This is a genomic window from Gallalistipes aquisgranensis (assembly GCF_014982715.1).
Lineage (GTDB): Bacteria > Bacteroidota > Bacteroidia > Bacteroidales > Rikenellaceae > Gallalistipes > Gallalistipes aquisgranensis.
Map to the genome: position 1 here is coordinate 1956985 of NZ_JADCJY010000001.1, position 23833 is coordinate 1980817.

Consider the following 23833-nt stretch of genomic DNA (forward strand, 5'->3'; position numbering starts at 1 on the left):
TTACTACTCTTCCACGATTTTGATACTCAGGATCAGATCGCCTTGGCGGATCGCGTCGATCACGTCGAGCCCCTCCACCACCTTGCCGAACGCCGTGTGCACGCCGTCCAGATGGGCCGTATTCTGACGGTTGTGGCAGATGAAGAACTGCGACCCGCCCGTGTCCTTGCCCCGGTGGGCCATCGACAGCACGCCCCGGTCGTGGTACTGGCGGGGAGCCGACGTCTCGCACTTGATCGTATAGCCGGGACCGCCGGCACCGGTACCCAGCGGGCAACCGCCCTGGATCACGAAATCCGGAATGACCCGGTGGAAAGTCAGTCCGTCGTAAAAACCGCTTTCGGCCAGTTTCACGAAATTGGCCACGGTGCCGGGCGTCTCCTTCTCGTAGAGCTCGGCCTTCATGTCACCCTTCTCGGTGCTTATCAACGCATATTTCATAGTTCGGATTCAAAAAAATTCATACAATCGGTTACAATACACAAAGGTAACAAAAAAACGCACAAAAAAGACGGCGACCCCGAAAGATCGCCGTCCGTTTTTCCGGTTCAGGGCTCCGACTACTTCTTGTCGGCCTTTTTCTCCTCTGCAGGACCGGGCATCACGTCGAAGAGCTCCACTTCGAACACCAGCGCCTGGTTCGGGCCGATGCTCTGGGGTGCCTGTTCGCCATAGGCCAGGTCGGCGGGAATCCACAGTTTGATCTTACCGCCCTTGCCGACGAGCTTCAGACCCTCGCCCCATCCCTTGATCACGCGGTTCAGCGCGAACTCGGCCGTGTCGCCGCGGTCGTAGGAAGAGTCGAACACCTTGCCGTCCTTCAACTCGCCCTTGTACATCACGCGCACGGTATCGCTGTCGCCGGTAGCCTTCACGTCGCTTCCCGGGGTGATGATCTCATAAAGCAGACCGCTCTCGGTCTTCTGGATGTTCTTGTTCTCCTTCTCTACCTTGGCCAGGAACTCTTCGGACTCCTTCTTGGCCTTGGCGGGCTTACGCACGGTGAAATACTCGCGCAGGAACGCGTAGGAAGCCTCCTGGTCCAGTTTGGACTTATTTTTCAGCACGTCCTTGATGGCGGCCGACACCACGTCGATGTTCAGCGTGCTGTCCACGTTCTTGATGTAGGAACCCAGGTCCACGCCGATCGCATAGGCCAGCGAATCCTGCTCCGATTTCAGCGAACCGGAACCCGAGTTGCAAGCGCTGAAAATCACAGCCGTTGCCCCCAGAAGAATAAAGATCTTTTTCATTTGGAATGGTTTATTTTAATTAATAATCGGTTTTCCCCGCATAATAGGTGCAAACATAATCATTTATGACGAATTTCGCTCCATTTTCCGCCATTTATTTTGCGACCGGGCCCGTTTTGCCGCCGGGCCGGTCCTTTTTCGCCAGCAGGCCTATCACGACCGCTCCCAGCAGCGCGGCGCAAAGCGAAGCCGCCAGCACGGCGATCTTGCCCGGAGCCACGAACGGCGTCCCACCGAAAGCCAGGTTGTCGATGAAAATCGACATCGTGAACCCGATGCCTCCCAGACAGGCCACGCCCCAGAGCACCCGCCAGCCCGACTCCTTCGGCATCACGGCCACCCCGGTCCGGATGGCGATCCAGCTGGCCAGCACGATCCCCAGCGGCTTGCCGGCCACCAGCCCCCAGAAAATACCCGCCCCCATCGTCGTCCCGAAAATCTGCAGGTCGGAGAACGATTCGAGCGACACGCCCGCATTGGCCAGCGCGAACACGGGCATGATGAGGAAATTGACCACGGGCGTCAACGCATGTTCGAGCCGCTGCATGGGGCTGATCGCCTCACCCGCGATGCGGCGCAGGGCATACAGGTCGTGGAACTGCCGGTGGTTGGAGAGCACCTCCACCCCTTCGCGGTCGTTATGCCGGAAATTCTCCAGCAGGAAGCGCGACTTGTAGAGGAAATATTTCCGGCCGTAGCGGGGATCGGACGGAAGCGTCATGGCGATCAGCACCCCCGCGATCGTGGCATGGATGCCCGAATGAAGGAAAAGCACCCATAGCAACAGGCTGGGAATCATATAATAGCGCATCCGGTAGACCCGGAAACGGTTGAGCAGCACCAGCAGCAGGAATACGCAGGCGGCCGCAGCCAGCGCGGCGAAATTGATCTCCGCCGTGTAAAAAAGGGCGATCACCAGAATAGCCCCCAGGTCGTCCACGATCGCCAGCGCCGTCAGGAATATCTTCATCGAGACGGGCACCCGGCTGCCCAGCAGCGACAGCACGCCGATGGCGAAGGCGATGTCCGTCGCCATCGGGACACCCCATCCGGCGACATAGGGCGTTCCCCGGTTGATCACGGCATAGATCAGCGCCGGAACGACCATGCCTCCCACCGCCGCGGCCACGGGCAGGGCAGCCTGCCGCACGCTGGCCAGCTGCCCGGCGATGATCTCCCGTTTGATCTCCAGTCCCACCACGAAGAAGAAGACCGCCATCAGTCCGTCGTTGATCCACTCCTCCACCGTGTGCGAAAGGGCGAAGCCGTCGAACCCCACGGTCAGCCTCGACGACAGCACGTGGTGGTAGGCCTCCCTCGTGGCATCGAGATTGGCCAGCACCAGCGCCACCGCGGCAAAGATCACCAACACCACGCCGCCGGCCCAGAGACTGCTCATGAAATAGTCCCTGCGTCTGTTCCACAGATAAAAAGCGCGCCTGCGGCGGAAACTCACCTCTCTTGCCATATCACACGTTATTTCGGATTGCTCTTCAGCGTAAAGTTACAGAGTTTGTACAGGACGCGGGCCCCCACGTTGGCATCCCATTCGTTCTCGTGGTCGGCGGCGGGAGCCACCTCGCACAGATCGAACCCGACGATCCGGCGTCCGGAAGCGACCACGGCATCCAGCAGGAAGACCGCCTCGTGGAACGACAGCCCCCCGGCCACGGGCGTCCCCGTGTGCGGACAGAGTTCGGGCGAAAGGCCGTCTATGTCGAAACTGACATAGACCTTCGCCGGCAGGCTCTCCGCGATCCGGGCGCACTGTTCCCGCCAGGTCATCCCGCCGAAACGGTTCCGGGCCAGCAGGTAGTCGTCGAACGACACCACGCGGGAATCGCTCCCGGCCAGCGCCTCTTCCCCGTCGCAGAAGTCCCGCACGGCCACCTGCACCAGCCGCTCCACTCCGGGCACCTCTTTCAGCACGTTGTACATGATCGAGGCATGGGAATAGTCGAACCCTTCGTACCCGGCCCGCAGGTCGCGGTGCGCATCCACGTGCAGAACGCCCAGCGCCCCCTCCCGTTCGGCCAGCGCCCGCACGAAGCCCAGCGGCGTACTGTGGTCTCCTCCCACGAGCCCGACCAGGCGGCCCCGGTCGAGCCACGAGGAGGCTTCTCCGTAGACCCGGTCGTTCAGCCAGCGCGACCCCTCGTTGATCCGGGCGATCTTCCGTTTCACATATTCATCGCCCGTCGAACCGCCCGATTCCAGATGCGACATCACCTTCTGGGCGTCGCCGCGCAGGAAAATGCTCCGCTCCTGGATCGAGTAGTCGATCCCCACGGTCCCGATCCCCTCCCTCCATCCGCCGGGATGGAAGCCGTCGTAGAGATCGAGCTGCGAGGAGGCGCCGATGATCGCATCGGGCCCGAAAGCCGCCCCGCCCCCGTAGGATGCCGTCACGTCCCACGGCACGGAGAGCAGCACCAGCCGCGACTCCTCCGCCGTGCAGGGCAGACCGAAGTAGTTTCCATTGTCGAGTCCCGTTCCGTCGGGATCAAAATCTTTCATCTCCATAAAAGAGCTCTGCATAAAATATACCTCTTCGCCCGCAAAAGTAATAAAAATACGATTCCGACGCAGCCCGTATCCGATACGGCGTTCCGGAACCGCCCACTCTGAAACCGTTCATTTAACTTCACCGAATACCTGGAAGGCCCCACGCCACAATACGGATCGGAAAAAATTTACGACAATAAAGATTCACAATACCGTTTTTTTTCGTAATATTGTCTTATTCCGTAGCGCCAACGACGTCCAAACACACCGATTTACAATCCATACCAAACCCCAATAGCGATCACCGCGATAAACCGACCTGAAACACATGAAAGGAAATCTTATCGGCCTGGATATAGGAGGCACGAAATGCGCTGTCATATACGGCCAGTTCAACGGTCAGGATATGAAATTAGTGGACAAAACGATCTTTGCCACGACCCATGTCAACGAAACCATCGAAAACCTGATGCGAGAGACCGAAGCGCTGATGCAAAGACACGACCTGGATAAAACGAACGTCCGGGCAATCGGAATCAGTTGCGGAGGACCTCTGGACAGTAAAAACGGAGTGGTAATGTCTCCCCCCAACCTGCCCGGCTGGGACAACATTCCCATTACCCGGTTAGTGGAGGAACGCCTCGGTATCCCCTGTGCGATTCAGAACGACGCCAACGCCTGTGCCCTGGCCGAATGGAAATTCGGCGCAGGTCATAACTGCCGCAACATGATTTTCCTCACCTACGGTACCGGATTGGGGGCAGGACTTATCATAGACGGGAAACTATACACCGGGACCAACGACAATGCGGGTGAGGCGGGACACATCAGACTGGCTGAATTCGGCCCGGTCGGATACGGAAAGTCTGGATCGTTCGAAGGTTTTTGCAGCGGAGGAGGCATCGCGCAATTGGCCCGCGACTACGTATCGGAAAGATATCAGATGGGGCAAAAAGTCCCATGGTGTCCGTCGGACGACATTCCTCGTCTGACAGCGAAAAAGGTAGCGGAAGCAGCGGCGGAAGGCCACGAACTGGCACTGAAAATTTACAGGACTTCTGCCCGTTTCATGGGAAAAGGGCTCTCCATTCTGATCGACTTGTTAAATCCCGAAATCATCGTACTGGGAAGCATATACAGCCGGAATGAAACGATGCTCAAACCGTTTATCGAAGAAGTCATCCGGGAAGAGGCGCTGCCGTTAGCCGCAAATGTCTGTTCGATCAAAGCCGCCGAACTGGGAGAGAACGTAGGCGACTATGCGGCGCTTTCGGTCGCTTTCAATTCTCTGCACAATTAAACCTCCGGCAACAACCAGGACAGTTTCAGACAATTATAAATAAAAACTATAATTCCAGAAAAAACTATAAGAAATATCACAATACAACGCCTTCCGGAAACGTTTTATAGGCGAATCTTTAATATAGTTGCGACAACATAGGTTAAAGATTTTTTAGTTTTTTTCATAATCAATACATTAAGTTGGGTGCTTCCGCCGCGGGTTTTCCGCGGCGGAAGTTTTTTTGTGGTACGGAATCTGTTTTTAATCGCTATCTTTGAGCGTATGAAAATCGTAGCGGATCGGGACATACCCTTCCTGAGGGGGATTCTGGAACCTTATGCGGATGTGGTCTACCTGCCGGGAGCGGCCATCTCCGCCCGGGATGCAGCCGATGCCGACGCGCTGATCGTCCGGACACGGACACGGTGCGACCGGACGCTGCTGGAGGGTTCGCGGGTGCGCTTCATCGGCACGGCCACCATCGGGTTCGACCACATCGACCGGACCTACTGCGACGCGCACGGCATCGCCGTGGAAACGGCCGCCGGATGCAATGCCCGCGGCGTACTCCAGTGGGTCGCCGCCGTCCTGGCCTTCGCCGCCCGGCGGGAGGGCTGGTCCCCGGAGGAGAAGACGCTGGGCGTCGTGGGAGTCGGCCATGTCGGATCGCTCGTGGCCGGATACGCCCGCAGATGGGGGTTCCGCGTATTGTGCTGCGATCCGCCCCGGCAGCGGGAAGCATCCTCCGGAGACACCGGATACGCCCCGGGCGATCCGCTCTCCCCGGCCGGTTTCGTCCCGGCGGAACGGATCGCGGAGGAAGCCGACATCGTCACGTTCCACGTCCCGCTGACCCGCACGGGAGCGGACACCACGTTCCACATGGCCGACAGCGGATTTCTCGCCCGGATGAAGAGCGGGGCCCTGCTCCTCAACTCCTCGCGGGGCGAGGTCGTGGACGGGGAAGCCCTGCGGGAGGCCCTGATCCGGGACGAGGGACTCCCGGCCGAGGAACGGCTCCGCTGCGCGATCGACACCTGGGAACACGAACCGGCCATCGACCGCGCCCTGCTCCGCCGGGCCCTGCTGGCCACGCCCCACATCGCCGGTTACTCGCGGCAGGGGAAGGCCAACGCCGCCTCGATGATCGTCCGCGCCCTCGCCCGCCGCTACGGATTTCCGCTCTCCGACTGGTATCCTTCGGCCGAAGTCACGCCCTGCGCCGCCCGTCCCATCGGCTGGGAGGAGCTACTCGGCACGATCGGGGACCGTTTCGACATCGGGGCCCAGAGCCGGGCCCTGAAAAGCGCCCCGCAGGAGTTCGAGGCGATGCGCGACCACTATCGCTACCGCGAAGAATATTTTTAGGGAATAACTCCTATCTTTGCGGCAGTCAACACTCAAGATTCCGATATGTACCGACACATTCTACGACCGATTCTTTTTCTGATCTCCCCGGAACGCATCCACCGCATCATCGTGGCGATGCTGAGACTGTGCCACTACCTTCCCGGCAGCCGGGCCCTGCTGCGGGCCTGCTTCGCCTGCCGCCACCCGTCGCTGGAGCGGGAAGTGTTCGGCATGAGGTTTCCCAACCCCGTGGGGCTGGCTGCCGGATTCGACAAGAACGGCGAAGTCTACCGCGAAATCTCAGCGCTGGGTTTCGGATTCGTGGAGGTGGGCACCGTCACCCCCAAGCCCCAGCCGGGCAATCCGCGGCCCCGCCTCTTCCGTCTGCCGGAAGACCGGGCGCTCATCAACCGCATGGGTTTCAACAACCACGGCATGGAGAACATGGTGCGCAACCTGCGCAACCGAAGGCCCGGCCTCATCATCGGCGGCAACCTGGGAAAAAATACGCTGACCCCCAATGAGGAGGCCGCCGCCGACTATCTGAAGCTCTTCCGCAGCCTCTATCAGTACGTGGACTACTTCGTAGTAAACGTCAGCTGCCCGAACATCGCCAAACTGGGTTCGCTGCAGGACAAGGAACACCTGCGGGAGATACTCGACGGACTGCTGGAGTTCCGGCGGGGCCAGAACCAGTACCGGCCGATCCTGCTCAAGATTTCGCCCGACCTGACCACCCCGCAGCTCGACGATGCGATCGGCGTGCTGGTCGAAACGGGCCTCGACGGCATCGTGGCGACCAATACCACCACCTCGCGCGAGGGGCTCTCGACCGATCTCAAAACCGTGGCCGCAATCGGCAACGGAGGACTGAGCGGAGCACCGCTCACCGAACGGGCGCTGGAGATGGTGCGCTACATCCACACCAGGACCGAAGGCCGCTACCCGATCATCGGCGTGGGCGGCATCATGACGCCCGAGGACGCCCGACGCATGCTGGAGGCGGGAGCGAGCCTCGTGGAGGTCTACACGGGATTCATCTACAACGGCCCCGGTTTCGTGAAAAAAATATGCAAACACCTGAAAGCCTCTTCCGGAACGCAGGGAAACCGTAATGTAAAGTAAACACGGCAGGATATGAAAGCGGAAATCATCACCATCGGCGACGAAATCCTGATCGGACAGATCGTCGACACCAATTCGGCCTGGATCTCCGGGCGGCTCAACGAGGCGGGCATCACGGTCGGCAGCAAGATTTCGATCGCGGACGACCGTGGGCAGATCACCGCCACGATCGACGAAGCGCTCCGGAACAACGACCTGGTGATCGTGACGGGCGGTCTCGGCCCCACCAAGGACGACATCACGAAAAAGACGCTGGCCGACTACTTCGGCAGCCGGCTGGTGCGGCACGAACCCACCTACGAATTCATCCGTGCCCTGATGGCCAAACGGGGCATCGGGTTCAACGAACTGAACCGGGCCCAGGCGATGGTCCCCGAGTGTTGCACCGTGCTGATGAACCGCAACGGCACGGCTCCCGGCATGTGGTTCGAACGGGAGGGCAGGATACTGGTCTCCCTGCCGGGCGTACCGTTCGAGATGATGCCCCTGATCGACGACGAAGTGCTGCCCCGCATCCGGAAACACTTCGCGCTGAAATCGGTCGTCCACAAGACGGCCATCACGTTCGGACTGGCCGAATCGGCCCTGGCGTTGAAAATCGCCCCGTGGGAAGATTCGCTCCCCACGTTCCTGAAACTGGCCTATCTGCCCAACCCCTCGCAGATCAGACTGAGGCTCTCGGCCTACGACGTGGACCGCGACATGGCCCGCGAGGAGATCGACCGCCAGTTCGCCCGGCTCGAGAAACTGATTCCGGCCTATGTGATCGGTTACGGCGATGCCACCGTAGCCTCGGCCACGGCCGGGCTGCTCGTCCGCCGGGGCGTGACGCTCGCCGTCGCCGAATCGTGCACGGGCGGAGCACTGAGCGGCGCGTTCACGGCCATGCCCGGTGCATCGTCCTATTTCGCGGGAAGCGTGGTGGCGTACAGCAACTCCGTCAAGGAACGGGTGCTGGGCGTAGACCCGGCCGACCTGGAGCGCTACGGAGCCGTCAGCCGGCAGGTGGCCGAACAGATGGCCGCCGGCGTACGCCGGATCACGGGGGCCGACTACGCCGTCTCCACCACGGGGATCGCAGGTCCCACGGGGGGCAGCGAGGAGAAACCGGTCGGCACGGTCTGGATCGGCATCGCCACGCCGCAAGGCGTTTCGGCCCGGAAGATGGTCTTCGGGCATCTGCGCCAACAGAACATCGAACGGGCCGCGGCCAACGCAATCAACCTGCTGCGGCTCACGCTCACGGGCGACGAAAACACACCGGTACAACAAGGTCTGCTGTAATCCCGGAAAGGGGCTCCGGCAACTCTGCGAACGGGGATAGCACACCTCCGCCGCCTCCTGCAGCCGGAGCGTGTCCGCTCCAGGCACAATAACAGGAACAAATCGCCGAACCTGCCTATTTTCCGGAAAACGGAATCCGAAAACCATATAATATGGGACGCGGACTTGCCGTTTGCCAAAAAAGATGTATATTTGCACTCCCTTAGGGAATAAATAACTAAGAACAGACACAATGAGAATTTGCGAAATCACTGGAAAAACGGCTGTCGTGGGCAATAACGTGGCCCACTCGAACACCCGTACCAAGCGTCGCTTCAATCCCAATTTGAAGACCAAACGCTTCTGGCTGGAGGAGGAAGGCAGATGGATCACCCTCAAGGTATCGGCTGCCGGAATCAAAACCATCAACAAAAAAGGGCTGAGCGCCGCTCTGAAAGACGCTGCCGCCGCCCGGAAACTTTATTAAACCACAGGAGGTAAACAATGGCAAAAAAAGGAAACCGCGTTCAGGTGATTCTTGAGTGCACCGAACAACGCGAGAGTGGTCTGCCCGGCATGTCGCGGTACATCACCACCAAAAACAAGAAGAACACTCCCGACCGCATGGAGCGCCGGAAGTACAATCCCATCCTCAAGAAAGTAACCCTACACCGGGAAATTAAATAGTAAGTGAACCATGGCAAAGAAAGTAGTAGCAACGCTGAAAACGGGTTCGGGCAAGAACTTTACCAAGTGCATTAAGATGGTTAAATCCGACAAGACCGGCGCTTACGCCTTCAAGACGGAAGTCGTACCCAACGACCAGATCAAAGAGTTCTTTGAGAAGAAATAAGGGTAACCACTCTTAATACAAAGGGCGCTCCGGAAAACGGGAGCGCCCTTTGTGTTTCCGCACCTTTCCGCGACGGGAACGGCCCGCCCTTCCGGACAGCGGAGGAAGAGGCTCCGCCCGGAAAGGCGAATGTGTGAAAAAGCAAAATTATTTATTACTTTTGCGAGAACCGAATCAAGCGAGAGACATGGGACTGTTCGATATTTTCAAAAAGAAGAAGGAAGAAGAGCGGCAGTCGGCGCCGGAAGCCGCCTCCGCCCGGAACAACGACCTCACCGCAGGGCTGGAAAAGACCAAGGAGGGCCTGTTCGGCAAACTGGCCCGCGCCGTGGCGGGCAAATCGAAGGTGGACGACGAGGTGCTCGACCAGCTGGAGGAGGTGCTCATCACCTCCGACGTGGGTGTGGAGACTACCGTGAAGATCATCCGCCGGATCGAGGAGCGCGTGGCACGTGACAAGTACATGAACTCTTCCGAGTTGCAATCCATCCTGCGCGAGGAGATCACCGCCCTGTTGCAGGAACGGGACGGCGAAGCGGAAGATTTCGGACTGGAGGTGCGCGAAGGCACGCCTTTTGTCGTGATGGTCGTCGGGGTGAACGGAGCCGGCAAGACCACCACCATCGGCAAGCTGGCCGCCCAGCTGAAGAAGGCCGGGAAGAAGGTGTGGATCGGGGCGGCCGACACGTTCCGGGCCGCCGCCATCGACCAGCTCCAGGTGTGGGCCGACCGCGCCGGAGCGACCATGATCCGGCAGGAGATGGGTTCCGATCCGGCCTCGGTGGCGTTCGACACGCTCAAATCGGCCGTAGCCAACCACGCCGACGTGGTGCTGATCGACACGGCCGGACGGCTCCACAACAAAATCGGACTGATGAACGAACTGACCAAGATACGCAACGTCATGGCCAAAGTGATTCCCGACGCACCCCACGAAGTGCTACTGGTATTGGACGGAAGCACAGGGCAGAACGCCTTCGAGCAGGCCCGGCAGTTTACGCAGGCCACGCAGGTCACCTCGCTGGCCATCACGAAACTCGACGGAACGGCCAAGGGGGGCGTCGTGATCGGAATCAGCGACCAGTTCCGGATTCCGGTACGCTATATCGGCGTAGGCGAGGGGATCGACCAGTTGCAGCTGTTCGACCGCCGTTCGTTCGTCGATGCGCTGTTCGGTTAGACGTTATTCCGGCAGACCCTGCCGACCCGGAAGAGAAAAGACTCCCGACGACATTACACCAATTCGACATAGAAGCATGAAACGGATCATCCCGGCCCTCCTTTTCGTCGGCCTCCTTACCGGCTGCGGTTCCGGCAACAGGACATCGCAGACCGCGGCAGAAACCGCAGACACCACATTCACGGTCGGCAGCGACCGGGACAGGCACGGCTGCATCGGTTCGGCCGGATACACATGGTCGGAAGTGCGCCAGGAGTGTATCCGGCCGTTCGAGGCCGGCGTGCGCATGCTTTCGGCCACCGATCCGGAAGCCACGCTCTGCGCCTACCTCGTCTTCAGCGCCGACTCCGCGCAGGCCGAACTTTTCCTGCCCGACAGGGAAACGACCGAAGTGCTCGACCGCAGGAACCTGCCTGCAGGAGGACACGCCTGGAACGTCGAGGACGACGACACGTTCAACGTCCGCCGGACCGCAGACCGCTGGATCATCGAACGGCGCGGAACGACACTCTACCGGCAGGAGTAAGCCGGGGCGCCGCCGGCTGTTCCCGTCTGCACGCCCGCACTCTGTCCGGCCGCAGGAAGAACCGGGAAACGGAACAGCCCGCCGTCGTGCGAAAAACGCCGGCAGGGACCGATCTTCAATGAAATTACCCCGCCGCAGACATCTGCGACGGGGTAATTTCCGTATACGGAAGCCGACATGCGGTCTCCGTCCCGCGACCGTACGGTCCTATTTGCCGGCCAGCGGCGAGGGGGTCGTGTAAACCCGGGCGGCCAGGTCCTTGTCGATCATGTAGAGACCCATCTTGCTGTCGCCGACCATCTTCAGCTGGTCGATGATGTCCTGGGCATTCTCCTCCTCTTCCACCTGCTCGTCGATGAACCATACGAGCATGTTCGACGTAGCCAGGTCCTTCTCGGCCTCGGCCACACGGCAGAGATTCTCGATCATGGCCGTCACCTTGCGCTCGTGAGCCAGCGTGTCCTCGAAAGAGGCCAGCGGCGAAGCCCACTCGGTATCGACGGCAGCGATCGGAGCCAGCTCCACGCGTCCGCCGCGCGAAAGCACGTAGTTCATGAAAATACGGGCATGGTCCTGCTCCTCCTGGAACTGGATATAGTACCAGTTGGCCACGCCCTTGTAACCTTTGGCCGAAGCGTCCATCGACATCGAAAGATAGAGATAGGCCGACCAGAGCTCGGCATTGATCTGCGCATTCAGCGCCTTTTCCACATTAGGATTCAACATAACAACAGACATTTAAAATTCGACATTTTTTCTGCAACACAAAGGTATGAAATATTTCGGTCGTTTATCATCTTTATTTTTCATACTTTTGCCCGGAAAGAGAATTTTCACGTTCGGCATGAAAAAGAAAAAGATCAATATCGTCACGCTCGGCTGTTCGAAAAACCTGGTCGACTCCGAACAGATCATGACCCGGATGGCCGCCGCCGGCTACGAACCGGTCTTCGACTCCGACTCCACGGATGCCCGCACGGTGGTCGTCAACACCTGCGGCTTCATCGGCGACGCAAAAGAGGAGTCGATCGAAACGATCCTGCGGTTCGCACAGGCCAGGAGCGAAGGGCTCATCGACAGGCTCTACGTGATCGGATGCCTGAGCGAACGCTACCGCGACGAACTGCGGACCGAGATTCCCGAAGTGGACGAATACTTCGGCGCCCGCGACCTGGCCGAAATCGTCCGGGGACTGGGCGCCCAGTGGCGCGACGAGATGCCCGGCGGACGGATCATCTCCACTCCGTCCCATTATGCCTACCTGAAAATAGCCGAAGGGTGCAACTGGGGCTGCGGATACTGCGCCATTCCCCTGATCCGGGGGCGCCACGTCTCCGTTCCGATGGAACGACTGCTCGACGAGGCCCGCAAGCTGGCCGAGGGGGGCGTTCGCGAACTGATGGTCATCGCCCAGGACACCACCTATTACGGGCTCGACCTCTACGGCCGCCGACGGCTGGGCGAACTGCTCCGCGCCCTCTGCCGCATCGACGACATCGAATGGATTCGGCTCCACTACGCCTATCCAGCCCATTTCCCCGAAGAGGTCATCGAGGCAATGGCCGAAGAGCCGAAAATCTGCAAGTACCTCGACATCCCCCTGCAACACATATCCGACAGCCAGCTCCGCGCCATGCGGCGCGGAATCACCCGGGAGGAGACCCTCGCGCTCGTCCGGCACCTGCGTGAAGCGGTTCCCGGCATCGCCCTGCGCACGACCCTGCTGGTGGGATACCCCGGAGAGAGCGAGGCCGATTTCGCCGAACTGGAGGAGTTCGTGCGCCGCACGCGGTTCGAACGGCTGGGCGTTTTCCCCTACTCCGAGGAGGAGGGGACCTACTCCGCCACACAGCTCTCCGACAACGTGCCCGAAGAGGTGAAACGGATGCGGGCGGAACGGATCATGGAGATTCAGAACAACATTTCGAGGGAGGAGAACGTTAAAAGGGTGGGACAGCGCCTCCGTGTGATCGTCGACCGCAGGGAAGGCGAATGGTGGGTGGCCCGCAGCCAGTACGACTCGCCGGAAGTGGACGAGGAGATACTGATTCCGGCCGACCGGGAACTCGAGACGGGCAGGTTCTACGAGGTTCGCGTCACAGGTGCGGAGGATTACGATCTCTATGCGGAATTATTTTGAAATTTCGCGGATTTTGATTATTTTTGAAGTGTTAACGTGAACCGCGTGCATAATGGCTGAGTCACCTGTTATTATCGAGACGATCCGGGAGAAGATCGAACGCATCATCGCCGAGAACCGGCGGCTGCGCGAAGAGTCCCGGAATCTCGTCCGGCAGAGGGACAAGCTCAAGGCCGGAAACCGGGAACTCACCGCACGGATCGCCGAACTCGAACGGCGCATTTCCGTGCTGGAGTTGAGCAAAGGCATGGCAGGCGGCAGCGACGACGCGAAGCTGGCCAAGGCGAGGGTCAACCGTCTGATGCGGGAGGTGGACCGTTGCATTGCCCTGCTGAACCGGGAGTGAGCGAAGTATGGAACAGAAGTTGAACATAAAACTGACGATCGCAGGCAAAAGCTATCCGCTGAAGATCGACCGCGAGAAAGAGGCAGTGTACCGCCGGGCGGAAAAAGAGGTCAACGCACTGGTTTCCATGTATAAAACGAGTTTCCGGGCCGAACCCGAGGACTATCTGGCCATGGCGGCGCTGGGTCTGGCGGTGAACAACGTGGAGATGGAGCTCAGCCGCAGTCTGGGAGAGGATATCGACAGACTGGTGGAGTTGGACAAGGAGTTGGATCAATATATAAACAACGAACTGTAACAGACGTTCTTTACATACGAACAGGAATATGCCCGCATAGATTCCTTTTAGCTTTGCGAAACTCAACACTTTAAAAATTGGGGTTCGACTCGGTCGGTCAAAAGCAGGCCTTAACCCTTCGGGGTGCACCCTCTTCACAATGGTGCCGTTGGACGTTTGCGACCGGATGCCGGAGGCCCCACAAATGACGATCGGGAGATTCGTCAAACAAGAAAAGGAAACTTTATGCGGGCTTTTTTCATATAACCCCGATAACACTATTAATCCAAATATTAATCACTTCAGTTCTTTAATTTATTAATAACACTCAAATGGGTACGATAACAATAGTCATAGTGGCCGTTATCACCTGTGCGATCACCGGAGTGGCATCCTATCTCATCATACGCAAGACGACCGATCAACGCAGACGGACGATCCTGAAGGAAGCCGAAGCCGACGCAGAGATGATCAAGAAGGAAAAAATCCTTCAGGCCAAGGAGAAGTTCATCCAGCTCAAAGCCGAACACGACCGGGCTGTGAACGAACGAAATACGAAGCTCAACCAGCGTGAGCAGGGGATCAAGCAGATGGAGAGCAACCTCCAGCAGCAGCAGTCCGAGCTCGAACGCAAGAACAAGGAGGCCGCCCAGGTGCGCGAGCAGATGGAGTCGCACATCCAGGCACTCGACCGCCGCAAGGAAGAGCTCGACAAGCTGATCCGCGAACAGAACTCCCGCCTGGAACAGATCGGGGGCATGAGCAGCGAGGAGGCCAAGAACATTCTGATCGAGAACATGAAGGCGGAGGCCAAGGCCGATGCCGCCACCTACATCAACGAGACGATCGAAGAGGCCAAGATGAGCGCCAACAAGGAGGCCAAGCGCATCGTGGTGCAGACCATCCAGCGGGTTGCCACCGAAACCGCCATCGAGAACTCCGTCACGGTGTTCAATATCGAAAGCGACGAAGTGAAGGGACGCATCATCGGGCGCGAGGGACGCAACATCCGGGCACTGGAGGCGGCCACGGGAATCGAGATCATCGTGGACGACACGCCGGAGGCGATCATCCTCTCGGGCTTCGACCCCGTCCGCCGCGAAATCGCCCGTCTCGCCCTGCACCAGTTGGTCACCGACGGACGCATCCACCCGGCCCGCATCGAAGAGGTGGTCGCCAAAGTGCAGAAACAGATCGAGGAGGAGATCGTGGAAGTGGGTAAACGCACCACGATCGACCTGGGCATCCACGGACTGCATCCCGAGCTGATCCGTCTGATCGGAAAGATGAAATACCGTTCGTCCTACGGGCAGAACCTGTTGCAGCACTCCCGCGAGACGGCCAACCTCTGCGGCATCATGGCCGCAGAACTGGGCCTGAATCCCAAGACGGCTCGCCGGGCCGGACTGTTGCACGACATCGGCAAGGTGCCCGACGATGAACCGGAACTCCCGCACGCTATCATCGGCATGAAGCTCGCCGAGAAATACAAGGAAAAAGCGGAGGTCTGCAACGCCATCGGCGCCCACCACGACGAAATGGAAATGACCTCGCTGATCGCCCCGATCGTCCAGGTATGCGACGCCATTTCCGGCGCCCGTCCCGGTGCGCGGCGCGAAGTGGTCGAATCCTATATCAAACGGCTCAAGGAGATGGAAGACATCGCCATGTCCTATCCCGGCGTGATGAAGACCTATGCCATCCAGGCCGGCCGCGAACTGCGCGTGATCGTCGGCAGCGAAAAGATATCCGATCAGGATGCCGACCAGCTCTCGCACGACATCGCCAAGAAGATCCAGGACGAAATGACCTATCCCGGACAGGTAAAGATCACCGTCATCCGGGAGACCCGTTCGGTAAGCTACGCGAAATAGCTTCGGCACGGCTATTTCACCCACAACCATGGGATACCCTACTTCCCGGGTGATCTCGACACAAAACAGGGTGTCTGCAAGTTGAGCAGACACCCTGTTTTGTGTCGAGCGCCGTACCGTAGGAAAAAATTCGGCAGGTATTCTAACCCCTCCAAATACAATTAGACCTTTATCTAAAATAATACAATACCCATTTATAACATAATGTAAGCCGACGTTTTATACGCTTCGTCAAGGTCGCTCCGCCAACCACTCCGCTAACAGAAGACTCCATCGTTCCGTTCAGACTTCCCTGTTCCGCAACAGGCGGGAAGGTCCAATATAAACGGAACAACCCGTCATTTTGTAATCGGTTCAAAAATATATCGAAAGAAGTGTCGCACTTATGCACTGAAACGAAGTTCAGAATCGTCCGAGCCGCTGCCTGATTGATCACATAGGCTCCCGTACATTGGACATAATCCGCCGTATAAGTAACAACGCCCGGTTTTCTCCTACTTCTGGGTATGAGCCGCAGACAGGAAGCCTCTAATCCGACATAAAACGGCTCTTTATCTGTCGCCCTCTCCCGAAGCACTCCGGCCATTACCTCCCCGAATCGCTTGGTAAAGGAGATATCATCTTCCAACACCAAGGCCATATCGATATTTTCCTCAACGATTTTCCGATAAATCAACAGATGTTTCAAGGCACAGGAGGTCGCAGGAATAGGGGCATATAAATCTTTTGAAAAATAATGATCCAATATCCGACCATCAATATCCTCCACATCGCCGTCCAACATCAGTTCATATTCGATGTTCAACCCGACAAGCATACGATGGACGCGGGTCAGTCTATCTTCATAGCCTCTTTTTACATGGAGAACAAACGTTTTTACCATTTCGACAACCTCGACCATCCGACCCCCGATGGCGATTAATCAGAAAAAGAAAGTGTGGAGTCGTAGTCTATCTGAACGGAGGCTCTGGTAAGCCCAAACACAAATAAACAATACCCCACACTTAACTGTATATATCAAAATGACATACACACATCAAGTGATAAGTGAGATTGTTATCCTTGTGTTTTTGAAATTTACCAGATTTATGAAGTAAAGGTGTGGAATGAAACAAGAGCCAAACAAGTGCAAATAAATACACTAATTTACAGTGTATTATATGGAGTTTGATGTTTTCTGTTGTTTTCATTCTTTTCAGTTGATTGGTTCTTTTTCGGTACATTTTTGTTTCTTGTTTGTTTCTTGATTCGCGGGATTCTTTCTAACTTTACGGCAGAATAACAGGAATAAAGGAGGAACCATGCCGCGTATAAAGAAACCTTCGAAAGTCAAGGAGCCGATTCGACTTCGGATGAAGGAACTGGCTAACGGAAACAAGAGCCTGTATCTGGACATTTACCGCAACGGTAAACGATCGTATGAGTATTTGAAGCTCTATATTATCCCTGAAATCGACCATAATGCCCGTAGACAGAATCAAGCGACAATGGCTGCCGCCAATGCCATCAAATCGAAGCGTATCATCCAACTTACCAATGGCGAGGCCGGAATCGAACACAGGGAAAAGGTTCCTCTTTTAGACTGGATGGAGGCCTACAAAGAGAATCAGGCGAAGCGTGGTAAAAAGGACGGGAACCAAATCATGGTAACTATCCGCATACTGAAAGATTTTGCGGGTGAAAGCATGACAATGGATCAGGTCGACAAGGCATTCTGCCAAGAGTATATCGACTATCTGCTGACGGAGTATCGTCCCAAAGGAAAACGGGTGTCTAACTTTACGCTTCACACTTATTACCGTATTCTGAACGGAGCTTTGAATGCCGCCGTTCGTGCGGACATTATCAAGTCCAACCCATTTACAAAGATCAACAACTCGGATAAGATACGCTTGCCGGAGAGCAAACGCTCGTATATGACCATCGAGGAGGTTCGGGCATTGATTGCTACTCCGATGAAGAATGAGGCCGTAAAACAGGCTTATTTGTTCTCCTGCTTCTGTGGATTGCGAATAAGCGATATTATCAGCCTGAAGTGGAAAGATGTATTCGTCGATAGGGGACAGTATCGTTTGGCAGTCTCCATGCAGAAAACCAAAGAGCCGATTTATCTGCCGCTTTCGCCAGAAGCGATAAAGTGGATGCCGGAACGAGGAGACAAGACCTCGGAAGATCACGTCTTCGACTTGCCGAGCCCAACGACGATAAACCTGCTGCTCAAACCTTGGGCAAGAGCGGCAGGCATAGACAAGCGTTTTTCATTCCACACGGCCCGGCACACGTTTGCGACGATGATGCTGACGCTTGGCGCCGACCTATATACAACCTCGAAACTGCTTGGTCATGCCGACGTGAAGATGACACAGGTGTACGCCAAAATCATCAATCAGAAAAAGGACGATGCGGTCAATCTGGTAAACGGATTGTTCGACTGAATCACGAGCGGTTCTTTACACCGGCGCGGGCATATATATTTTAGTTTACTTTAATATCTATATATAGGGGAGAAAAACTAAAGTAAACCGTTTTCGTGCAAACAACTGAAAGAAAATCGGCGGTGAAAATTTGAGCCAAATACGGGCTTTTGCCGCCTTGTATAAAAGGGAACAAGTGGTTGCCCTCCGGCCAATGAAAAATATCTCTGAATAAGCTGTGGGAAAATGTTGCCTGACTCGGATATAATGGGTTCAGTTTCTTCTTTCTTTTCCCCTTTTATTGCTTAACAGATGTGCGTGTCGCCGGAGAAACTCCGATGGCAATTCTGTGTCTAATTATACCAACCTGTTTGCCACTAATAATCAGTCCTGCATTGGACAACGAGACTGCCTCTGCTTGCAGATTGTGTGGCAGCCCTCCAGCCGCTCGGCGGCTGGAGGGGTATTAGGCTACCCCGAAAGAAATCTTGTAGCACACGGGCAAGCCTGGAGACAATCTGCTTTGGCAGAAGTATGGTTCAAAAAAGAGTGCGGGCATTTGTCATAAATCCACTGAATCTATTCACAAATATCGTGAGAGAAGATCATTGCAAATGTTAAAATACTTTCTTCGAATTACATTGATTGAATAATTTTCAATATCTTTGTTTGCAATCCCAGTTTGTAACAGGAATGAAAGAGATTAACCGATTGAGAATTATTCTTGCGGAAAAGAATAAAACAGGGAAATGGCTGGCGGAACAGTTGGGCAAAGACCCTTCGACCATATCGAAGTGGTGTTCCAACTCGTCGCAACCGCAACTGGATACGGTGATTCGTATTGCAGAGTTGCTGGAAGTGGATATTAAGGAATTGATAAACAGATAATATATGGCAAGAGAACAGGAGCGTGCGGAACTTCACCGCACAATCTGGCAGATAGCTAACGACTTGCGGGGAAGTGTCGATGGGTGGGATTTCAAAAATTATGTCTTGGGAATGTTGTTTTACCGCTTCATCTCCGAGAATATTACCGCTTTTATCAATGCGGAAGAGCACCGGGCCGGGAACGAGGACTTTGATTATGCCGAATGTTCGGACGAGCAGGCCGAGTTCGGACGTGAAGTGACCGTGCAGGAGCGGGGTTTCTACATCCTTCCGTCGCAGCTCTTCGGCAATGTGCGCAAACGTGCCGCGGCAGACCCCAATCTGAACGAAACGCTGAATAATATTTTCCATGCCATCGAAAATTCGGCCAAGGGTGCAGCGAGCGAGGATGACATGAAGGGCCTGTTTGCTGACATCGATGTAAACAGCAACAAACTCGGAGCGACAGTGCAGAAACGCAATGAGACGTTGGTGAAGATTCTCGATAAGATCGGCGATATGAAACTCGGCAATCTGGCCGATAACCAAATCGACACCTTCGGCGACGCCTACGAGTTTCTGATGACGATGTATGCCAGCAATGCGGGAAAATCGGGCGGCGAGTTCTTCACGCCGCAGGAGGTCTCCGAGCTTCTTGCCCGTATTACGCTCGTCGGGAAAAAACAGGTGAACAAAGTGTACGATCCGGCCTGCGGCAGCGGTTCGCTGTTGTTAAAATTCGCCAAAGTGCTCGGCAAGGAGAATGTGCGTCAGGGATTCTATGGGCAGGAGATCAATATTACCACCTACAATCTTTGCCGCATCAACATGTTCCTGCACGATATCAACTACGAAAAGTTCGATATTGCACTGGGCGATACGCTGCTTGCCCCGAAACATTGGGACGATGAACCGTTCGAGTGCATCGTCTCCAATCCTCCTTACTCGATCAAATGGGTCGGGGATGAAAATCCGTTGCTGATTAACGACCCGCGGTTCTCGCCTGCGGGTATTCTGGCTCCCAAGAGCAAAGCCGACCTTGCTTTTACGATGCACATGCTTTCGTGGCTGGCTACCAACGGCACGGCGGCCATCGTCGAGTTCCCCGGTGTACTCTACCGAGGCGGAGCTGAACAGAAAATCCGCAAATACCTGATCGACAACAACTACATCGACACCGTCATTCAGTTGCCGGCCAATCTTTTCTTTGGCGTCGGCATTGCTACCTGCATCATCGTGCTGAAGAAGAGCAAAAAGGACAATGCAACGCTATTTATAGATGCCTCGGGCGAGTTTATCCACGAAGGTAACAAAAACAAACTTTCCGACGCCAATATCGCACGGATTCTCGAAGCATTCGTCGCACGCAAGGATGATGCGCATTTTGCCCGTCTGGTCGGAAACGAGAAGATCTCCGGGAATGATTACAACATCTCGGTTTCGTCATACGTCGAACAGCCCGATACGCGCGAAGAGGTGGATATAGAGGCGCTGAACCTGCGTATTGCAGAGATTGTCGCACGTCAAAACGTGCTGCGCACGGCTATCGACGCGATTGTGTCCACATTGTAAAACGGAATGAATATGAGCAATAAAGAGATAACGATTCGCAGTTCGGCCGCCGAATACCTGACCTTCGTAGCGGCTACGGGTGAAAATCCCTCCCGCGTGGAACTCCGGTATGAGGATGAAAACATTTGGCTGACCCAACGAATGATGGCGGAGCTGTATGGGGTGGATGTACGCACCATCAACGAGCATATCCGGAAAATTTACGACGACAACGAATTGTCCGAGCCGGCAACTGTCCGGAATTTCCGGATAGTTCAAACCGAAGGCAGTCGTGAGGTCTGCCGCGAAGTGAAACATTATAGTCTCCAGATGATTATCTCCGTGGGCTTCAAGGTCAATAACGAGCGTGCCGTACAGTTCCGCAAGTGGGCAAATGCGGTTGTCAAGGACTACACCATACAGGGATGGGTGATGGACGACGAGCGGCTGAAACGGGGCGGTACGGTGCTTACGAAAGACTATTTCGAGAAGCAGTTGGAGCGCATCCGAGAGATTCGTCTGTCGGAACGTCGTTTTTACCAGAAGATTACGGACATTTACGCTACGGCCATCGATTACGATCCGACGGCAAAGGCCACCCAGCGCTTTTTCGCTGCGGTGCAGAACAAGATGCATTACAGCGTGCATGGGCACACGGCGGCGGAGTTGATCTATCAGCGTGCCGATGCCGACAAGGAGCACATGGGACTGACGACATGGGAGGGTGCGCCGACGGGCAAAATTCACAAATACGACGTGACGGTTGCCAAAAACTACCTTACGGAGGAGGAGTTGCAAACGCTTGGCCGCATTGTTTCTGCCTACCTCGATCTGGCGGAGATACAGGCCATGCGCCATATCCCCATGACGATGGAGGACTGGGAGAAACGGTTGAACGGCTTTTTGTCGCTGATGGATCGGGAGGTGCTTGCCAATGCCGGCCGCATCTCGGCGGAACTGGCCAAAGCCCATGCCGAGAGTGAATGGGAGAAATATCGCATTGTTCAGGATCGTCTCTATACGAGCGATTTCGACCGCTTCGTGCAACTGGAGGAGCGTGCAGCCGACAAGGAGAAAGGAGGTGAGCAATGAACCGTATCGAGGAGATGATTCGGGAGTTGTGCCCCAATGGGGTAGAATATAAAGCATTGGGAGAGATAGGATACTTCTATGGAGGACTAACTGGAAAGGGGAAAGACGATTTTAAAAATGGTAATGCTAAATTCATTACTTACATGAATGTGTACTCCAATCCTGCGCTGGACATGAATATTACTGATTTTGTCCGAATCATAGATGATGAAAAACAGAATAAAGTTCGATATTGTGATATTCTTTTTACCGGCTCTTCTGAAACGCCAGATGAGTGTGGTATGTCTTCCGTAGTTACAGAACATATCGAAGAAAATTTATATCTAAATAGTTTTTGTTTTGGATATAGATTAAATCAGCCGTCTTTGTTTAATCCTCATTTTTTGAAACATTTATTTAGAAGTTATGAACTTCGCCGACAGATTGCTTTGACTGCAAGTGGAGTTACCAGATTTAATGTGTCGAAAAAGAGATTTGCTAAAATATTGATCCCTGTACCTCCTCTTGCGATTCAGAATGAAATCGTAAATATCCTTGATAAGTTTACGGAACTGGAGGCGGAACTGGAGGCGGAACTGGAGGCACGACGGAAGCAGTATGAATACTATCGCAATAAGTTGTTGAATTTCAATGGATTTACCCTCCCCCAGAAAATTGAGGTGAAATGGCTGACAATGAGTGAAGTATTTGAAATTAAAAATGGATATACACCTTCCAAGGCAAAGCCAGAATATTGGACAAATGGTACGATTCCCTGGTTTCGCATGGAAGATATACGTACAAATGGACGAATATTGGAAGATTCGATACAACATATCACACCCGAAGCTGTAAAGGGCGGTCGATTGTTCCCTGCTAACTCGATTATTTTAGCGACGACGGCGACAATCGGTGAACACGCTTTGATAATTGCTGATTCGCTGGCAAATCAGCGATTTACGAATTTGTCAATTCGTAAATCGCTTGCCGATGAATTGGATATGAAGTTTTTCTTTTATTATATGTTCATTGTCGATGAATGGTGTAAAAACAATACGAATACATCCGGGTTTGAATCGGTCGATATGGTTAAATTCAAAAAGCTACAGATTCCCATTCCTCCAATGAAAGAACAGCAACGTATCGTTGCCATTCTCGATAAATTCGAGACATTGGTAAACGATATTTCGGAAGGACTGCCCGCCGAAATTGCCGCCCGCCGGCAGCAATATGAGTATTATAGAGACAGACTACTGACTTTTCCAAAACATATAAACTATGATGAATAATGAGAAAATAAAGGGGGTAATTTATATTTTAACCAATCCTTCATTTCCTGATTTTGTTAAGATAGGTTATGCACATAATATCGAAAAGCGACTTAAGCAGCTGAATCGAAGTGAAACAATCCCTTTTGCATTCAGGGTGTATGCCGTATACCACGTGAATGGTGAACTAACTGATAAGGAACTGCATAAACTTATCGACAAACTCAATCCAGATCTTCGCACTATCGAGAACTTTGATGGAAAAGAAAGAGTGAAAGAGTTTTATGCAATGTCCGTCGAGGATGCCTATAGCTTATTGGAATCGATTGCTAAAATTAGCGGAACGTTGGATCGGCTACAGCGGCTAACGCCTGAAGGTCATGAAATTCTGGATGAACAAATAGCAAATGAAGTGCGGGAAACCGCAAAGCGTGGCCCATTCCGTTTCAGCGCTTTTGATATTCCGGTAGGGAGTGAACTTTCATTTATCGAAAATCCTCAAATAAAAGCAATAGTTGTGGATGATCGTCATATTGAATACAATGGAGAAACTACCTCACTTTCTGCTTTGGCCCGCAAACTCAAACAATTTGATCACCCAGTGCAGGGGCCATTGTGGTTCAGCTATAAAGGAGAAAAACTCGCTGATTTAAGAGACAGAATAGAATGCCATCATAAGTCCAAGTAG

General features: G+C 54.9%; 25 protein-coding genes. 19 read left to right on the top strand and 6 right to left on the bottom strand.

Annotation, left to right across the window (positions count from 1 at the left end):
* Window positions 1–3 precede the first annotated feature (3 nt).
* From INF32_RS07880 to INF32_RS07895, 4 genes are all read right to left on the bottom strand, one after another.
* A complete protein-coding gene (locus INF32_RS07880; RefSeq protein WP_226387796.1) occupies window positions 4–441 on the bottom strand; it encodes a peptidylprolyl isomerase in 438 nt (145 codons plus the stop codon).
* 119 nt (window positions 442–560) lie between these two features.
* Window positions 561–1253, bottom strand: a complete 693-nt coding sequence (locus tag INF32_RS07885) for an FKBP-type peptidyl-prolyl cis-trans isomerase (protein WP_226387797.1) — start codon at window positions 1251–1253, stop codon at window positions 561–563.
* A 94-nt stretch (window positions 1254–1347) separates the two neighbouring features.
* Window positions 1348–2721: a Na+/H+ antiporter NhaA gene (nhaA, locus tag INF32_RS07890; RefSeq protein ID WP_226387798.1), complete on the bottom strand. Its 1374-nt coding sequence runs from the start codon at window positions 2719–2721 to the stop codon at window positions 1348–1350.
* Between the two features lie 8 nt (window positions 2722–2729).
* Window positions 2730–3776: an agmatinase family protein gene (locus INF32_RS07895; RefSeq protein ID WP_226388129.1), complete on the bottom strand. Its 1047-nt coding sequence runs from the start codon at window positions 3774–3776 to the stop codon at window positions 2730–2732.
* A gap of 310 nt (window positions 3777–4086) precedes the next feature.
* Here INF32_RS07895 and INF32_RS07900 point away from each other — a divergent pair, with 310 nt between their 5' ends.
* From INF32_RS07900 to INF32_RS07940, 9 genes are all read left to right on the top strand, one after another.
* Entirely contained in the window at window positions 4087–5058 is a 972-nt protein-coding gene (locus tag INF32_RS07900) for an ROK family protein (RefSeq protein ID WP_226387799.1), read from the top strand.
* Between the two features lie 264 nt (window positions 5059–5322).
* Window positions 5323–6408 (top strand): 4-phosphoerythronate dehydrogenase, encoded by a 1086-nt coding sequence (locus INF32_RS07905; RefSeq protein WP_226387800.1) that lies wholly within the window; start codon window positions 5323–5325, stop codon window positions 6406–6408.
* A gap of 45 nt (window positions 6409–6453) precedes the next feature.
* A complete protein-coding gene (locus INF32_RS07910; protein WP_226387801.1) occupies window positions 6454–7515 on the top strand; it encodes a quinone-dependent dihydroorotate dehydrogenase in 1062 nt (353 codons plus the stop codon).
* 12 nt (window positions 7516–7527) lie between these two features.
* Complete coding sequence (locus INF32_RS07915; protein WP_226387802.1) at window positions 7528–8799, top strand: competence/damage-inducible protein A; 1272 nt, start codon at window positions 7528–7530, stop codon at window positions 8797–8799.
* Window positions 8800–9031: 232 nt separating this feature from the next.
* Window positions 9032–9265: a 50S ribosomal protein L28 gene (gene rpmB, locus INF32_RS07920; RefSeq protein WP_226387803.1), complete on the top strand. Its 234-nt coding sequence runs from the start codon at window positions 9032–9034 to the stop codon at window positions 9263–9265.
* A gap of 17 nt (window positions 9266–9282) precedes the next feature.
* Window positions 9283–9465, top strand: a complete 183-nt coding sequence (rpmG, locus tag INF32_RS07925; protein WP_226387804.1) for a 50S ribosomal protein L33 — start codon at window positions 9283–9285, stop codon at window positions 9463–9465.
* A gap of 10 nt (window positions 9466–9475) precedes the next feature.
* Window positions 9476–9631, top strand: coding sequence for a DUF4295 domain-containing protein (locus INF32_RS07930; RefSeq protein ID WP_226387805.1), 156 nt, complete (start codon window positions 9476–9478; stop codon window positions 9629–9631).
* Window positions 9632–9818: 187 nt separating this feature from the next.
* Complete coding sequence (gene ftsY, locus INF32_RS07935; RefSeq protein ID WP_226387806.1) at window positions 9819–10811, top strand: signal recognition particle-docking protein FtsY; 993 nt, start codon at window positions 9819–9821, stop codon at window positions 10809–10811.
* 76 nt (window positions 10812–10887) lie between these two features.
* Window positions 10888–11337 (top strand): hypothetical protein, encoded by a 450-nt coding sequence (locus tag INF32_RS07940; RefSeq protein WP_226387807.1) that lies wholly within the window; start codon window positions 10888–10890, stop codon window positions 11335–11337.
* Between the two features lie 207 nt (window positions 11338–11544).
* Here the strand turns inward: INF32_RS07940 and INF32_RS07945 are convergent, their stop codons facing one another.
* Entirely contained in the window at window positions 11545–12063 is a 519-nt protein-coding gene (locus tag INF32_RS07945; protein WP_226387808.1) for a ferritin, read from the bottom strand.
* 118 nt (window positions 12064–12181) lie between these two features.
* Here INF32_RS07945 and rimO point away from each other — a divergent pair, with 118 nt between their 5' ends.
* The 4 genes from rimO to rny all read left to right on the top strand — a co-directional run bounded on the left by rimO (window position 12182) and on the right by rny (window position 15974).
* Window positions 12182–13477, top strand: coding sequence for a 30S ribosomal protein S12 methylthiotransferase RimO (rimO, locus tag INF32_RS07950; RefSeq protein ID WP_226387809.1), 1296 nt, complete (start codon window positions 12182–12184; stop codon window positions 13475–13477).
* A gap of 52 nt (window positions 13478–13529) precedes the next feature.
* The gene (locus tag INF32_RS07955) at window positions 13530–13823 is read left to right on the top strand and encodes a hypothetical protein (RefSeq protein ID WP_226387810.1); all 294 of its coding nucleotides are present in this window, start codon (window positions 13530–13532) and stop codon (window positions 13821–13823) included.
* Window positions 13824–13830: 7 nt separating this feature from the next.
* Entirely contained in the window at window positions 13831–14121 is a 291-nt protein-coding gene (locus INF32_RS07960; RefSeq protein ID WP_226387811.1) for a cell division protein ZapA, read from the top strand.
* 311 nt (window positions 14122–14432) lie between these two features.
* The gene (gene rny / locus INF32_RS07965) at window positions 14433–15974 is read left to right on the top strand and encodes a ribonuclease Y (protein WP_226387812.1); all 1542 of its coding nucleotides are present in this window, start codon (window positions 14433–14435) and stop codon (window positions 15972–15974) included.
* A gap of 169 nt (window positions 15975–16143) precedes the next feature.
* On the opposite strand, the gene INF32_RS07970 is transcribed toward rny, so the two are convergent.
* Window positions 16144–16875: a glycosyltransferase family 25 protein gene (locus INF32_RS07970; RefSeq protein WP_226387813.1), complete on the bottom strand. Its 732-nt coding sequence runs from the start codon at window positions 16873–16875 to the stop codon at window positions 16144–16146.
* Window positions 16876–17275: 400 nt separating this feature from the next.
* On the opposite strand from INF32_RS07970, the gene INF32_RS07975 reads away from it, so the two are divergent.
* The 6 genes from INF32_RS07975 to INF32_RS08000 all read left to right on the top strand — a co-directional run bounded on the left by INF32_RS07975 (window position 17276) and on the right by INF32_RS08000 (window position 23833).
* Window positions 17276–18409 carry a site-specific integrase gene (locus INF32_RS07975; RefSeq protein WP_226387814.1) on the top strand — a complete coding sequence of 378 codons (1134 nt, stop codon included), beginning with the start codon at window positions 17276–17278 and terminating at the stop codon, window positions 18407–18409.
* A gap of 672 nt (window positions 18410–19081) precedes the next feature.
* On the top strand, window positions 19082–19276 hold the full coding sequence (locus INF32_RS07980) for a helix-turn-helix transcriptional regulator (protein ID WP_178566296.1): 195 nt from the start codon (window positions 19082–19084) through the stop codon (window positions 19274–19276).
* Window positions 19277–19279: 3 nt separating this feature from the next.
* The gene (locus INF32_RS07985) at window positions 19280–20827 is read left to right on the top strand and encodes a type I restriction-modification system subunit M (protein WP_226387815.1); all 1548 of its coding nucleotides are present in this window, start codon (window positions 19280–19282) and stop codon (window positions 20825–20827) included.
* A gap of 12 nt (window positions 20828–20839) precedes the next feature.
* Window positions 20840–21898, top strand: coding sequence for a virulence RhuM family protein (locus INF32_RS07990; protein WP_226387816.1), 1059 nt, complete (start codon window positions 20840–20842; stop codon window positions 21896–21898).
* Window positions 21895–23166, top strand: coding sequence for a restriction endonuclease subunit S (locus INF32_RS07995; RefSeq protein WP_226387817.1), 1272 nt, complete (start codon window positions 21895–21897; stop codon window positions 23164–23166). The genes INF32_RS07990 and INF32_RS07995 overlap by 4 nt, the downstream gene beginning before the upstream one ends.
* Window positions 23156–23833: a GIY-YIG nuclease family protein gene (locus INF32_RS08000; protein WP_226387818.1), complete on the top strand. Its 678-nt coding sequence runs from the start codon at window positions 23156–23158 to the stop codon at window positions 23831–23833. Before INF32_RS07995 ends, INF32_RS08000 begins: the two co-directional genes overlap by 11 nt.

Bases quoted from the DNA above. Each gene is read 5' to 3' on its own strand.
- INF32_RS07975 (WP_226387814.1), top strand. From the start codon at position 17,276: ATGCCGCGTATAAAGAAACCTTCGAAAGTCAAGGAGCCGATTCGACTT.
- nhaA (WP_226387798.1), bottom strand. From the start codon at position 2,721: ATGGCAAGAGAGGTGAGTTTCCGCCGCAGGCGCGCTTTTTATCTGTGG.
- INF32_RS07910 (WP_226387801.1), top strand. From the start codon at position 6,454: ATGTACCGACACATTCTACGACCGATTCTTTTTCTGATCTCCCCGGAA.
- INF32_RS07900 (WP_226387799.1), top strand. From the start codon at position 4,087: ATGAAAGGAAATCTTATCGGCCTGGATATAGGAGGCACGAAATGCGCT.
- INF32_RS07885 (WP_226387797.1), bottom strand. From the start codon at position 1,253: ATGAAAAAGATCTTTATTCTTCTGGGGGCAACGGCTGTGATTTTCAGC.
- INF32_RS07995 (WP_226387817.1), top strand. From the start codon at position 21,895: ATGAACCGTATCGAGGAGATGATTCGGGAGTTGTGCCCCAATGGGGTA.
- rpmG (WP_226387804.1), top strand. From the start codon at position 9,283: ATGGCAAAAAAAGGAAACCGCGTTCAGGTGATTCTTGAGTGCACCGAA.
- INF32_RS07960 (WP_226387811.1), top strand. From the start codon at position 13,831: ATGGAACAGAAGTTGAACATAAAACTGACGATCGCAGGCAAAAGCTAT.
- INF32_RS07980 (WP_178566296.1), top strand. From the start codon at position 19,082: ATGAAAGAGATTAACCGATTGAGAATTATTCTTGCGGAAAAGAATAAA.
- INF32_RS07955 (WP_226387810.1), top strand. From the start codon at position 13,530: ATGGCTGAGTCACCTGTTATTATCGAGACGATCCGGGAGAAGATCGAA.
- INF32_RS07915 (WP_226387802.1), top strand. From the start codon at position 7,528: ATGAAAGCGGAAATCATCACCATCGGCGACGAAATCCTGATCGGACAG.
- INF32_RS07895 (WP_226388129.1), bottom strand. From the start codon at position 3,776: ATGGAGATGAAAGATTTTGATCCCGACGGAACGGGACTCGACAATGGA.
- INF32_RS07940 (WP_226387807.1), top strand. From the start codon at position 10,888: ATGAAACGGATCATCCCGGCCCTCCTTTTCGTCGGCCTCCTTACCGGC.
- rpmB (WP_226387803.1), top strand. From the start codon at position 9,032: ATGAGAATTTGCGAAATCACTGGAAAAACGGCTGTCGTGGGCAATAAC.
- rny (WP_226387812.1), top strand. From the start codon at position 14,433: ATGGGTACGATAACAATAGTCATAGTGGCCGTTATCACCTGTGCGATC.
- INF32_RS07990 (WP_226387816.1), top strand. From the start codon at position 20,840: ATGAGCAATAAAGAGATAACGATTCGCAGTTCGGCCGCCGAATACCTG.
- INF32_RS07880 (WP_226387796.1), bottom strand. From the start codon at position 441: ATGAAATATGCGTTGATAAGCACCGAGAAGGGTGACATGAAGGCCGAG.
- INF32_RS07945 (WP_226387808.1), bottom strand. From the start codon at position 12,063: ATGTTGAATCCTAATGTGGAAAAGGCGCTGAATGCGCAGATCAATGCC.
- INF32_RS07985 (WP_226387815.1), top strand. From the start codon at position 19,280: ATGGCAAGAGAACAGGAGCGTGCGGAACTTCACCGCACAATCTGGCAG.
- INF32_RS08000 (WP_226387818.1), top strand. From the start codon at position 23,156: ATGATGAATAATGAGAAAATAAAGGGGGTAATTTATATTTTAACCAAT.
- rimO (WP_226387809.1), top strand. From the start codon at position 12,182: ATGAAAAAGAAAAAGATCAATATCGTCACGCTCGGCTGTTCGAAAAAC.
- INF32_RS07905 (WP_226387800.1), top strand. From the start codon at position 5,323: ATGAAAATCGTAGCGGATCGGGACATACCCTTCCTGAGGGGGATTCTG.
- ftsY (WP_226387806.1), top strand. From the start codon at position 9,819: ATGGGACTGTTCGATATTTTCAAAAAGAAGAAGGAAGAAGAGCGGCAG.
- INF32_RS07930 (WP_226387805.1), top strand. From the start codon at position 9,476: ATGGCAAAGAAAGTAGTAGCAACGCTGAAAACGGGTTCGGGCAAGAAC.
- INF32_RS07970 (WP_226387813.1), bottom strand. From the start codon at position 16,875: ATGGTCGAGGTTGTCGAAATGGTAAAAACGTTTGTTCTCCATGTAAAA.